Source organism: Frankia sp. R43 (assembly GCF_001306465.1).
In the GTDB taxonomy this organism is placed as follows: Bacteria; Actinomycetota; Actinomycetes; order Frankiales; family Frankiaceae; genus Parafrankia; species Parafrankia irregularis.
This window is the reverse complement of the sequence record NZ_LFCW01000005.1, coordinates 304,835-317,190: the sequence shown is the minus strand read 5'-3', so window position 1 is coordinate 317,190 and position 12,356 is coordinate 304,835. Positions and strand designations below refer to the sequence as shown.

General features: G+C 71.8%; 7 protein-coding genes. 2 read left to right on the top strand and 5 right to left on the bottom strand.

Translation table 11 applies throughout. The features are described 5' to 3' along the window. The first annotated feature begins 19 nt into the window (after window positions 1-19). Window positions 20-1,681: an HEXXH motif domain-containing protein gene (locus tag ACG83_RS22345; RefSeq protein WP_054568564.1), complete on the top strand. Its 1,662-nt coding sequence runs from the start codon at window positions 20-22 to the stop codon at window positions 1,679-1,681. Between the two features lie 129 nt (window positions 1,682-1,810). Here the strand turns inward: ACG83_RS22345 and fxsT are convergent, their stop codons facing one another. The 4 genes from fxsT to ACG83_RS22325 all read right to left on the bottom strand — a co-directional run bounded on the left by fxsT (window position 1,811) and on the right by ACG83_RS22325 (window position 10,215). Beyond that, window positions 1,811-6,589, bottom strand: a complete 4,779-nt coding sequence (gene fxsT / locus ACG83_RS22340) for an FxSxx-COOH system tetratricopeptide repeat protein (RefSeq protein ID WP_054568190.1) — start codon at window positions 6,587-6,589, stop codon at window positions 1,811-1,813. Beyond that, window positions 6,586-7,668, bottom strand: coding sequence for a MoxR family ATPase (locus ACG83_RS22335; protein WP_054568189.1), 1,083 nt, complete (start codon window positions 7,666-7,668; stop codon window positions 6,586-6,588). Before ACG83_RS22335 ends, fxsT begins: the two co-directional genes overlap by 4 nt. Window positions 7,669-7,810: 142 nt before the next feature. Then, a complete protein-coding gene (locus tag ACG83_RS22330; RefSeq protein WP_054568188.1) occupies window positions 7,811-9,403 on the bottom strand; it encodes a hypothetical protein in 1,593 nt (530 codons plus the stop codon). A gap of 107 nt (window positions 9,404-9,510) precedes the next feature. Beyond that, window positions 9,511-10,215 carry an effector-associated domain EAD1-containing protein gene (locus tag ACG83_RS22325; RefSeq protein WP_054568187.1) on the bottom strand — a complete coding sequence of 235 codons (705 nt, stop codon included), beginning with the start codon at window positions 10,213-10,215 and terminating at the stop codon, window positions 9,511-9,513. Between the two features lie 339 nt (window positions 10,216-10,554). Between ACG83_RS22325 and ACG83_RS22320 the strand changes: the two genes are divergently transcribed. After that, the gene (locus ACG83_RS22320; RefSeq protein ID WP_054568186.1) at window positions 10,555-11,415 is read left to right on the top strand and encodes a Sir2 family NAD-dependent protein deacetylase; all 861 of its coding nucleotides are present in this window, start codon (window positions 10,555-10,557) and stop codon (window positions 11,413-11,415) included. On the opposite strand, the gene ACG83_RS22315 is transcribed toward ACG83_RS22320, so the two are convergent. Then, the gene (locus ACG83_RS22315) at window positions 11,359-12,168 is read right to left on the bottom strand and encodes a TetR/AcrR family transcriptional regulator (protein WP_054568185.1); all 810 of its coding nucleotides are present in this window, start codon (window positions 12,166-12,168) and stop codon (window positions 11,359-11,361) included. The genes ACG83_RS22320 and ACG83_RS22315 overlap by 57 nt on opposite strands. Window positions 12,169-12,356: the final 188 nt, after the last annotated feature.

Here is a 12,356-nt window from a genome sequence, read left to right as displayed (position 1 = left end):
CGACGGGCCGCGGGGGCCCATGGCCGGTGGGGCTCACGCACAGCAGGAGCTGTCGGCCGCTGCGTTCGACGCGCTGGCCGCGGGGACGGACGACGGCGCGCCCAGCCGGATCCTGTGGCGAGCCGAGCGGAGCCGGCGGCGGCTGCTGCTGCGGGCGCTCCTGGACCAGACCCGGGCCCGGGCCGGTGTCTACGGGCCGTTACCGTCGCTGGACGTCGCCTGGGAGCTGCTGGAGGCCGCGGAGGCCCGGGCCCCCGCCGAGGCCCGGGCGGTGCTCGAGCACCCGACCGTCGGGCGCTGGGTCGCCCATGTGCTGCGTCGCCTGCGCGGTGTGGCCCATTCCGACACGCCGCTGTGGGTGGATCTCGGCTATCTGCACACCGTCGCCGCGTCCGCCGCCGTGCGCGCCGGGCTTGACTTCGTGCTCCGGGTGCCCCTGCGCCATCGCCTTCTGGTGCTGCCGACGTTGGGCTCGGGTAACGTGCCCGGCCACGGGATCTGGGCTGTCGTGGCCCTGCGCCACGAGGCCGGTCGGCTGCGCGCCGATCCCGGTGGGGAGATCTGCCTGGATGTCACGGTGGCCGGCGCCGGATGGCGGCCGCTGCCGGTGCTGCGCGCTGAATACGGGGACCGTGTCCTGACCGTGGCCCTTGACGACACGGACCCGTTCCGCCATATCGCCACCCCGGCACGTCCGCTGCGGCTGGAAACCTCTTCGGTACGGCACTGGGAGAAAACCCTCGCCGCCGCGTGGGAGATTCTGGTGACTCGTTTTCCGCAACAGGCCGTGCTGCTGTCACAGGCTCCGCTGATGTTGGCCCCGATACCGAACAGGCAGCGCTTCCGGATCAACAGCGCGTCGGATGGCGACGCGGTCGGCTCGATCGGCCTCGCCGAGACGAATCACGGGCCGTGGCTGGCGGAGACGTTGTTGCACGAGCTGGCGCACGCCCGTCTCGGTGCTTTGTTCAACCTGACGGAGCTGCTGGTCCGCCGGCCGGGACCGGTCGGCTACGCACCCTGGCGCGATGATCCGCGTCCGCTTCAGGGAATGCTGCACGGGATATACGCTTTTCTTGAGGTCACCGCGTTCTGGCGCACCTGGCGGAGTTCGCTGGACGGGGCGGCGCGCCTGCACGCCGACTTCGAGTTCGCGCTGGCGCGCGGGCAGGTCGACGAGGCGCTCCGCCAGGTGCGGGTGCACCCGGATCTGACCCAGGCCGGTCACCGTTTCGTCACCGGCCTCGTGCTGCGCCTGGAGAGCTGGCTGGGGGAACCGGTGGCCTCGGAGGCCGAGCGGTTCGCCGGTCTGGCACGGCACGTGCACCGGACGCGCTGGCGCCTGCGGCACCGCACCGCGGACGTCGTCCGGCCGCTGCCGTTGCAGGGGCTGACCGACCTGTGCCGGCTGCAGCTGCTCGAGCCGCGCGAGTTCCGCACCCGGGCGGCACAGACGACCGCCGGGGCCACCCGCCCCGGCGACGCACTGCTGCCCGCCGACTGGCTGCTGGTGGCAGGCGATCTCGCGGGTGCCCGCGACGGCTATGAGCGGGCGGCCCGGGCGGATCCGGCGGATGACCGGGCCGTCGCCGGTCTCGCCGCCTGCCGCATCCTGGAGGCCCGGCCCGGGCCGACGAACTGGGATGACGGCGTCGGCGATCTCAGCGGCCTCCCGGTCTGACACCGCCGCGGCTCGGACACGCCAGCCTCCTGATCACACCAGCCTCCCTCCTGACAACGCCAGCCTCCTGATCACACCGGCCTCCTGGTAACGACGTGGCGCCGCTCGTCGCTCGCCGGGAGGCCGGCGTCACAGTGGCATCGGATCGACGTCGCAGTCGGAGCGCACCCAGCTCATCGCCGACTGGGTCGCCAGATGACTGACGCCGAGCGCGTGGTCCAGCTGCGAGACGACCTGGGCGTGCAGCTCCTCCGCCCGCTCCCGCTCGCCCAGCGCCCGCAGGTCCATGGCCAGGTTGGACAGCACGGCGAGGGTGGACGGGTGGTCGGCACCGAGATGGACGCGTGACCGCTCCAGCGTGTCCTCGTCGAGCCCACGGGCCTCGCCCGGCCGCCCGAGCGCGTAGTGGTCGCTCGCCAGGTTCGTCGCCGAGATCAGGGCCAGCGGATGGTCGGGGCCGATCGTCGCCGCGAGCGCGGCGCAGGACCGGAGGTCGATCTCGAACGCGGTCTCCGCGTCGCCGGCGAGCCGGTAGACGACGGCCAGGTTGGTCTCGGCGCCCAGAGTGTGCGGGTGGGTGTCGCCGAAGCTGTTCCGGTAACGCCGGTGGGCGTCCTCGCACAGGCGGCGCGCCTCGTCGAGATCACCGTTGTGGCGCAGGTCCATCGAGTAGCAGAGGATCGCGGCGAGGGTGTCGGGATGGTCCGGCCCGTACCGGGACAGGAGCCGCTCCCAGGCGAGGCGTGAGGTCTGCAGCGCCACGTCGTGGTCGCCGGCCTTGCGCTGGTCGATGGCCAGATTGCGCAGTGCCCGCAACAGGTCGGGGTGGTACTCGTTGCCCAACAGCGCACGGAGCCGCGCGACCAGCTCCTCCTGCCGAGCCCGCGCACCCAGGTAGTCACCCAGCTCGCGCAGGTTGAGGTTCTGGCTGCTGTGGGACTCCAGGCTGGTGACGTTGTCCTCGCCGAGCAGGGCGCAACGTCGGCGCCAGGTGTCGTCGTCGATCTCCTGCGCGCGCCGGAAGTCACCCACCAGCCGAAGCGCGGCCGCCAGGTTGTGCGCGGCGTTCAGGGACTGTGGCTGGTCGGCGCCGTAGACGTTGACCGCGCGCTCGCGCGCCGTCTCGCTCAGCTCGACCGCGCCCGCGAAGTCGCCGCTGACCTTGCGATCCATCGTGACGTTCGCGAACGCGGCCAGGGTCTCGGGATGCCGCGGGCCGTGTACCTGTTCGCACAGCTCCAGCATCCGGGTGTTGATGGGCGCGGCCTCGGAGTAGTTGCCGACCACCTGGAGCAGCCAGCCGTACCAGCCACCGACGGAGAGCGTGTGGGGGTGCTCCTCGCCGAGGGTGACCCGCCAGCTCTCGTAGGCCTGGCGCGCCAGGTCCACGCCGACCTCGTGGTCGCCCCACTTCCACAGGTAGCGCACCTCGTTGACGAGCAGGTCCCGGATGAGGGGATCGTGGCCCTCCACCGCGCCCGCCGCGATCACATGCGGATACAGCTCCGCGTAGACGCTCCACCATTCGGGGTTCATCGGCTCGTCCGGGTCGCTGGCCGCGAGCAGGCGGTGCGCCCCGTGGCGCATCGTCTCCTGCTCGTCGGGGCTCATCCGGCCGATGAGGACGGCCTGGACCAGGCGGTGCATCTGCAGGGAGTTGGTGCGGTGGTCGATGCGGGCCAGCGCGTACTGGTTGATCTCGCGGATGGCCTCGTTCAGCCGGAACGAGTCGCGCAGCGCCGCGTCGAGCTCGGGAACGATCGAGATGTGCCGGCCGCGGCGGAACACCTGCCGGGAGATCGGGTCGGGCGCGAAATAGGCACAGACCTGCAGCAGCCGCAGGGCGGCGGGGTTGGACTGCGCGAGGCGGTCCAGCGAGACGTTCCAGGCCGCCCGGACGGGCATCCGGTAGTCCAGCGGCGGCGCGGTGCCCAGCAGTTCCTGACGTTTGTCCTCGAAGAGCCGCAGATACTCGTCGGCGGGCATGCCCGTCTCCGCGAGCCAGGTCGCCGCCTGCTCGATGGCCAGCGGCAGGTCGCCGAGCGCGGCGGCGACCCGGTCGGCGTCCACCTCGCCGATCGACGTCGTTCGCCGGCGGAGCAGCTCGACGCTCTCGCCGCGCTGGAACACGTCGACCTCCAGCGCACGGGCGGCCCCCGCCCACTGCGCGTTCCGGGACGTGATCAGGATGCGGCCGGTGCCGCTCGCCGGGAAGAAGTCGCGCACCGCCCGTGGGTCGTCGGCGTTGTCGAAGATCAACAGCCAGTTGCTGAAGGGCTTGCCGACGCGCAGCGCCTCGATGACGGCGGGCACCGCGGCATTGGCCTCCTGACCGACGCCCAGGCCGAGACGTTGGGCCAGCTCCACGAGCGCCTGGTTGATCTGGGTGGTCCGCTCGGACGGGATCCACCAGACGACGTCGTAGTCGGCCAGCTGCCGGTACACGTACTCGATGGCGAGCTGCGACTTGCCGACTCCACCCATGCCGTGGAGCGCCTCGGGCAGCACGGCCGTGGTCCCGGTCTGCAGCCGCTCGTGCAGGGCGTCGAGCAGCTCCGCACGTCCGGTGAAGTTCGGGTTCCGCTGGGGCATGTTGCCCCAGACCGCGGGCTGCCCCCCGGGCCGCCGTGCCGGGGGACGTATTTCCGGCGCGATGCCTGCCGCGGTCGGGCTGGTCACGATTGTCGGCGCGTCGTACTGCGCCACATTCCCTCCTCCAGGGTCAGCGGAAGCAACCTCGGCCGCGGTGGGCTGGTCATCTATGGGCGTCCGTGCGGCCGGCGCGCGTGATGTCGAGTCGTTACTGTGGGTCACAGGCTCTACCTCATGTCGACGGCCACGCCTGCGCGTGCCAGACACGCCGGCCTGCGCGGCGCCGGCCTGCGCGGAGCCGGCAGACCGGGGCGCCGGGCCGCCATCCGTCCGGACCTCACGCTCCGCTGTCCGAAGGGCGTCGCGAAGCATCAGTGCGCGGGATCGGTAGGGCCCTGACAGGGCGCTCAGGACGACCTCCTCGACCCGGATGAAGGGCGCGCTGTGCGGAGTGATCACGGGCAGCGGGGCGCCCACCGGGTCGTCCAGGACGACGTCGACGTGCCGAAGCGCCGCCACCGCCGGACTCAGCAGACGTCCGGCGGAACGCCACGTCCGGATCGTCTGGGACTGCCTGCCGCAGGCGAGCAGTTCGGCGGGAACCCCCTCGCCGAACTCGAAGGCGACCTCGTCGGCGGCCGTGGGCAGGGCAGCGGCAGCCGTGACCGGACGCAGCAGGCGGTGGACGAGGATCTCGCCGAGCTCGGCCCGGCCGGCCTGTGAGACCTGGTCACAGACCATGTGGATCGCGTCCCGGGTCAACGGGACCGCCGCGAGCCGCACCGCGAGGTCGAAGGCCGCGGGGCTCAGCGTCGCGCGGGCGCGGCGCACGATCTCCAACGGCGTCAGCTTCGTCAGCGTCACCCCGACGCCATCTGTCACGCGGGCGCCGGCCCCATCTGTTCCGGCCCCCGCGTTCCGGCCAGCGGCTGTGCCTTCCCCGGTGTCCCGCCCCGCGGCCGCCCCTGCGCCAGCACCGGTGCCGCCGGGTCCTACCAGCACAGCCGGCGCGTCCAGCCGGCGCTCGTGCTCCGCCGACTGGAAGCGGGCCCAGCTGGCGATGCTGCCTCCGTCGACGCCCAGCATCGGAATCGGCGCCACGGCGGCCTGATCCGATACCGCGCCACCGGTCAGACCGGCCCAGGCATCCTGGAACCGCCAGCGCACCGCCACCGAGCCCGGCCCGGCGGCGGCGAAGATGCTCACCTGGTGCGGGGCGAGGCCGGTCAGATGCCAAAGGTGGGCCGGCAGCGGGTTCATCACCGCCACCGGAAGGCGGCGGCTCCACCACCAGAGCTGCCTGTGCAGCGCCCCGTTGTGCCAGCCGCGCCCGACGCCGTCGGTCAGGACCCAGATGATCCTCCGGCCGCTCGGATCGATGATTTCCCGTGGGGACCGGTGCAGGGCGCCGGCCCGGGACTCGGGCCGGAGCGTGACCTGGCCCGCCTCCGCGGCCTCTCCGTCGACGAAACAGACACGGATGTCGCGGAAGACGCCCTCGCGGACGAGGTAGCCGCGCAGCAGCGGCACCAGGTCGAGCCAGGCCACCTGCATGGACGGACTGTCGTCCACCAGGAGGACAAGGTCCCAGCGGCGCTCCGGGGCTGGTCTGCGGACCGGAACAGGCGCCGGCCCGCGCAGAAGACGTTCCGCGGTGGCCTCCTCGTCCAGCACCATTTGGACCTTTGAGGCGACAGTCTGCCGTAGCGGCCGCAGGCTGCGACGGGCACCCGATAATTGCCTCTCCAGCGACGCGAAACCACTACGGGGCCGCATCCAGGGGAGGGGTGTCCATAAGGACTCCGCGTCATCCTCCGGGGCACCCTGAAGGCGTCGGGTGTTCGTCGATACGGGAGCTGCGAGCGCAATGTCCCGGTCAGTCCGCGGAAATGGCGGAAATTGTTCTTCGGTGTCGGTGTTTCCGGCATTGTCGCCGCGGGTGTCGGGGTCGGGTGCCGGGAGGGAAACCGGTCCGGTCGGGCGCCCCTCGCCGAGGGCGCCGTCCCTGGGACCGGCGCCCGACGGTGACGGCGCCGGTGGTGGATCGCCAGTGGTGGAGCCCTGCGCGTTCGAACCGCTCGAACCGCTCGAACCGGTGCTGGCCATGAGGCCGTAGAGCCAGAGCGCCTCGGCGTGCTCGCGGGCCGTGATTTCCACCGTGGCCGCGGTCGCGGCCGCGGCCCGGCCGACCGCGGAAACGGCGGAGGCTCCAGCGGCGGAGCCGGCGGACGAGCCGGTGATCGGCCCGGCTTCCACGGAAGCCGCCGGGGGCGGCAGCCGTGCGGATGGGGCAGGGTCGGATCCCTCGCTGGTCATCCCGGGTCCGTGTCTGGGGCGAGGCGGTGCCAGAGCTGTTCGCGCAGATCTGGCCAGGCCTGGGCGCCGTCCGTGTCGGCGCCGAGCGTCAGCAGGTAGGCCGCGTTGAGGAGCTGGTCCGCGGCGAGCGGCCCGGCGAGGGTCCGCTGCCGGGTGAACTGTTCGACCAGCTCGGCACGCCCGGCGACGCCGTGTGGGAAGTGCGCGGCGATCAGCGCCGCCAGCCGATCGGTGTCGGGCGGCGGGATGTCCAGGCGGGTGCACCGGCGCAGCAGCGCCGGCGGGAACTCGCGCTCCCCGTTGCTCGTGATGACGACGACCGGGAACTCGTGGCACTCGACGATGCCGGCATGGACCGTCGCCGTGCCACCTGGGTCCGCGGTGTGGACCCGAACCTCGGGTGTGGCGTCTCGAGCCCGGACCAGCTCGGGGATGGAGAACTGCCCATCCTCGAAGACGTTCAGCAGATCGTTGGGCAGATCGATGTCGCTTTTGTCGAACTCGTCGACAAGGAGCACCCGCGGCCGGCGATGCGGGAGCAGCGCTGTGCCGAGAGGCCCGAGATGCACGAAGTCCCCGACCGGCGGGATGGCGGCAGGCGCGGGACGTTCGGCGTCGGCGACATCCTTGGCGCGTATCGGCGACCGAGCCCGCGTTCCGGTGGGTCGGCCCGACGGCGCCGCCTGGGCACGGCCGAACACCTCGTACTGGGCGCGGCCGATCGCGTCGTAGTCGTAGAGGCCCTGTGCCAGGGTGCTGCGGCTGGTGATGGGCCAGCGCAGCACCCGGCCCAGCCCCAGGCTCGCCGCGATCTGATACGCCAGGCTCGACTTCCCGCTGCCCGGGCTGCCTGTCACCAGCAACGGCCGGCGCAGCACGAGAGCGGCGTTCACCATCGCGAGCGCGGAGTGGTCGAGCAGGCGGACACCGCCGAGGCCGAGTCGCCGGGTGGTTTCGCGTTGCTCTTCCGGGGGCTCCGGTTGGTCGGGACCCCCGGAGAACGTCCGCCACGGTGGTGGCGGAGGCCATTCCCGGACCTCGGACCGGATTCCACCGTCGAACAGCCACCAGCCCGGCACTGACGGTGCCTGCGCAGGTCGCGTGCCCGGCGCGGGGTCCGTGCTCCCCGGCCCACTGGGCCGGGGAGGGCTCGTGGGCGCGGGATCACCGGCGCGTGCGCCACCATCGGCGGAATCCGGCCGATCGCGGCCCGGGGCATCGTCAGTCACGGTGGTGTCCCCCCTCGGGGTGGCTGGGCGAACCGGCCAACCCCCGTTCCGGCAGCCTGTCGGGGTCATCCCATAGCAGCGCAAGATACCCGCCGAGGCTATTGTCCGGTGCGGTTTCCAGGAAAGCCGCACGGCGGGCGGAGGTGACCCGGTCGGGAAGGGTGTCAACTTTCTGGGTGCCGGCGAACTCATGGATCCCCGAGGCGGCGTCCGTCGCATCTGGGGAATACGACCAGAGAATTCCCGGAATTCCGCAGCGTAGGGCTATGATGAGCTGTTCGTGCGGTGGTGTGGGATGGTGGGCCGCAGGCACCCGGGCCACGGGCACGCGGCTCGTCGGCGCCTGGTCCACGGGCACGCGGCCCGCCGGCATGTGACTCGCCGGCACGCTGTCGAACACCACCGCGACCACTCCCTCGTCCGAGAGCAGCCGTGCCTCCAGCCGGCGCAGGCTGCCGTCGGCGGGCTCGCCACGCACGACGGCGGCCCGCGCCGGTTCCCGGGTGAGGATCCGCCACCGCAGGCGCCACGCCCGGTGCCATTCCCGCTGGCGCATCCGGTCGAGGCTGCGCAGCACGACCGGATAGCGCAGCGCGAGGGGGAGCGGCACACCGGTAGCCCACTCCACGCGGAAGGACTCAACCCGCAGGCCCAGCAGGTCCAGCGGCAGGATGAACTCGATCCGCGCGTCGACACCGTCGCTCGCGAGCGAGCGTTCGAACCGCTGCACCGCCGCCTCGACCTGCCATTCCAGGGCTTGGCGGGTGATCTGCACCGGTGGCGCCGCCGGGTGGAAGACGGTCTCCCGGCCGTCCCACTGCTGCCAGGTGCGCAGCAGATAGAGATCGGGGCTGGTGGTGATCCTTTCCAGCTGCAGCGTCAGGATCGCCTGTCGGCTTCGGCCATCGGCACCATTGCGACCGCTGTCGGGGCTGCCGCGGCCCAGCCGCAGCGCACGCAGCGCTGCCGTCGCCTTCCAGTCGTCGGCGCAGGACTGGTGCCAGGCCTCGACCCGGCGTGCCACCCGCTGATCGATGTCGTGCACCAGATGCTCGAGGAACTCGATGCGGGGACCGAGCCGGCTGCCCGGAGCCGACCTGTCGCAGAGGAAGACGAACAGTTCCCAGGCGGTCCTGCAGTGGTCGGACTCCGGCCCGCTGTGCCGGCCCTCGGTGACCTGGTGCAGGACGTCCGCGACCCGCGACGCCGGCACGGAGCTGAGCTCGCGTTGGAGCTCCTCCCACAGGCCCTCGGGAGCGTCGGCGGCGACCTCGGCTGCCTGCCAGGCGTCGTCCAGCCGCAGCAGTGCCGCGCGCAGCTCGCCGTCACCGGTCAGGTCGTTGACGGCCTCGGCCAGGAAATCGAAGCGGCCTTCGCGGCTGAAGGAGCCCACGAGGTCGACGAACCAGTGCCGGGCGTGGGGCAGGTCACTGATCGGCAGCCGTGTTCCCGACCAGGCGGCGCATCTGCGCAGCAGCACCGGTCGGCTTCCGGCCCCGTGCAGGTCCGGGTGGTCGTCGAGGGTATCGACGATCTGCCGTTCGATCGCGGACCGGTATCGGTGCAGGAAAGCATCCCGAGTCATACGGTTGCGAGGCTCATCCGCACCGGTCACGGCCCCCCGAACCTCTCGCGCCGGCCGCGCAGGTAGATCTGCCGGGCGCGGCTGAGCCTTCTTCAGAGTGTCCTACATCAGCACAAACAAGGTGGCTGGAAACCCCCGAAATGCGGGTTTTCGGGTAGGCGCTCGGCCGCTGCGGCCAAAATTTTCCGCCGGCCGTCCACCAGCGCGCCGGCGGTGAGGAGCTGATTCACTTCGGTCCAGAACTCCAGGGCGCTGCGTGCGGCCCAGGACGGCTGCTGCTCCGGCGCGAGACCGGCGGCGGTGAGAAGGCTCTGTGACGCGGACCGGGCCGGAAAGGCGGCGGCCAGAGCCTGCACCTCGGCGACGGAGAGTCCGTGCACGTTCGGAGCGCCGGTGATCCTTTCCGGTGCGGGGCTCTCCCGTGCCGGCCTGATGCGCGGTCCTGCGGTTTCCGCTGCGGTGGCGTGATTTCCGCGTGGAGTTCCGAGCTGCTCCCAGCGTGCGGCGAGCTGTGCGACGTCCTTCGCGGTGACTCCGCCGGGCTCCATCTGCGCGACGGCCACGGCGAGTGCGGCCATTCCGCCGGGGCGCTCGGCGCAGATCTCCAGCAGTCGGATGAACCACTGCCGCGAGAGGGGAAGGTCGGTCACCCGGACGCGGGTGTTCAGTTCCCGCTCGACCTGGCGGGCCAGCAGCAGGCGGCTGCGTTCCGAATGCAGATCGGCGGCGTCGTCGAGCACCTCGACCAGTCGCCGTTCGATGAGTCGGCGCGAACTCGGGCCGGACTGCTCCCGATCTTGATTCGTGCACATCCGCGCCCCCGAAGAGATCAACGGGGTCACTTCGCCGGGTGGTAAGGCGGACAGCGCCCGAAATGGGCACGCAGAATCCGTCCGAGAGTGTCCCTCCGAATGAAACTCTGCCAGGACTGTACGACGGGCCGGCATGGCACGGGCTGGAATTGTGAATCCGGTCGCGGTGATGGGGCGTCCGGCGTGGGCTCGGCGGCGTGGCGGCGCGGCGGCGCGTCGGCGCGGCGGCGATGGGATCGGGGCCGGGGACGCCCCGATCGAGGGGGCGGGACCGTGAGTGGTCCGCCCCCGGCCGAGATGATGGGGACGCCGATGACCTGACGGGTACTGGAGGCGAAGATGACGGCGTCGCGGGAACTTCCGCCGGCCGAGGTCCGCGATGCCCTGGACCGGGCGGCCGAGCTTCTGGGCGAGGCGGACGCGCTGCTGGTGTGCGCCGGAGCGGGCATGGGGGTGGATTCCGGGTTGCCCGACTTCCGTGGCGACACCGGGTTCTGGCGGGCGTACCCGCCCTACGCGCGCCTCGGCCTGTCCTTCGTCGAGCTCGCCGATCCGGCCCACTTCGGCACCGACCCCGCCCTGGCGTGGGGCTTCTACGGGCATAGGCTCGCCCTTTACCGTGAGACCGTGCCGCATGCCGGCTTCGGCATCCTGCGCCGGTGGGGCGCTCGGCTGCCGGCAGGCATGTGGGTGTTCACCTCCAACGTCGACGGCCAGTTCCAGCGGGCCGGTATCGCCGAGGTGGCCGAGGTGCACGGTTCGATCCATCACCTTCAGTGCGTGCGGCCCTGCACCTCGGACATCTGGTCGGCGCAGGGCGTCGACGTCGCGGTCGACCAGGAGTCGATGCGGGCGCGGGAACCGCTGCCCCGCTGCCCGCGCTGTGGCTCGCTCGCCCGCCCGAACATCCTGATGTTCGGTGACTGGAACTGGGTCGGGCTACGCACCGAACAGGCGACGCGTGCCTGCATGTCCTGGCTCGACGGGCATTTCGCCGGGGGTGGCGATGCCCGGCTGGCCGTGATCGAGCTCGGTGCCGGCACCGCGGTGCCGACCGTGCGGCTGCTGGCAGAGTCGGTCGCGGGCAGCCGGCTGATCCGGGTCAACCCGGTGGAGGCCGGTGTCCGTGCCGGCGGCGGCGTCTCACTCCCGCTCGGCGCCCTGACCGCCCTGACCGAGCTTGACGCCCGCCTGCCCTGACACCGCCTGCCCTGACACCGCCTGCCCCGGCTCGGTCTGCTCTGGCCCGGCTTGAGCGGGGTCTGTCGGTGCTGAGCTGGCCTGCTGGTGCCGGTCTGCCTCGAGCCGGCCGGCACCGGGACGCTGGCCGGCGCGGATCGCCTCCACAACCAGATCAAGGACCCAGCTGACGGCCTCGGTCGCGGTGCTGGGCGTGAGGTTCCACGTCCGGACCAGTCGTTCGTAGGTCGGCACGTTCCACAGGACGTCGAGCATGCCCGCCGCCGCCGCGCGCTCGTCGTCGCTCCAGCCGACGCTGTGCGGGGCAACGGCGGCGAGGAGCGCGTCCCGGCGCCGCCGGTCCTCGGCTACGAGTGCCGGCTGGTGCGGCTCGGTGCGGTCCCAGCGCGCCACCGCGTAGGACGAGAGCGTCGCGAAGGATCGCGCGGTGATCTCGGTGAGCCGGTCGAGACCGAGATTGTCGTAGGTGACGCCGGCCTCCTCCTGCAGCCGGCGCATGACGGCACCATGCAGGTCGACCTCGGTGGGGAAATGGCGGTACACGGTGCGCTCGCCGACTCCGGCCCGCTCGGCGACCGCACGGAAGGTGAGGTCGCTCCAGTCCCAGACCGGGAACCCGTGGACCAGTTCGGAGCCGGCGGTGACGATGCGTTCCCGCGTCTGGATGGCTCGCTCGCGGCGGACCGGGCTGTTGTAGCGCCGACGGGCTCGCGCCTGGCCCCCGTTCTCGGCGGGTGTTGCGGGCACGCTCATATTGGTGTCATCATGCTGTCGCGAAATTCATTCGGGTGAACTGGTCCTCGGGTGTCGGTCGGCGGGCGCATCGGTCGTGGGGCGAATCGGTCGTCAGGCGGATGGTTCGTCCGGGCGGATCGCTCGCCGGAGAGATTGTTCGTCACGCGCATTGTTCGTCGGCGAATCGTTCGATTGTCGGATGGGAG

Coding starts and splice junctions, on each gene's coding strand:
- ACG83_RS22345 (WP_054568564.1), top strand. CDS start 20: ATGGCCGGTGGGGCTCACGCACAGCAGGAGCTGTCGGCCGCTGCGTTC.
- fxsT (WP_054568190.1), bottom strand. CDS start 6,589: ATGACCAGCGAGGGATCCGACCCTGCCCCATCCGCACGGCTGCCGCCC.
- ACG83_RS22330 (WP_054568188.1), bottom strand. CDS start 9,403: ATGACTCGGGATGCTTTCCTGCACCGATACCGGTCCGCGATCGAACGG.
- ACG83_RS22325 (WP_054568187.1), bottom strand. CDS start 10,215: ATGTGCACGAATCAAGATCGGGAGCAGTCCGGCCCGAGTTCGCGCCGA.
- ACG83_RS22320 (WP_054568186.1), top strand. CDS start 10,555: ATGACGGCGTCGCGGGAACTTCCGCCGGCCGAGGTCCGCGATGCCCTG.
- ACG83_RS22315 (WP_054568185.1), bottom strand. CDS start 12,168: ATGAGCGTGCCCGCAACACCCGCCGAGAACGGGGGCCAGGCGCGAGCC.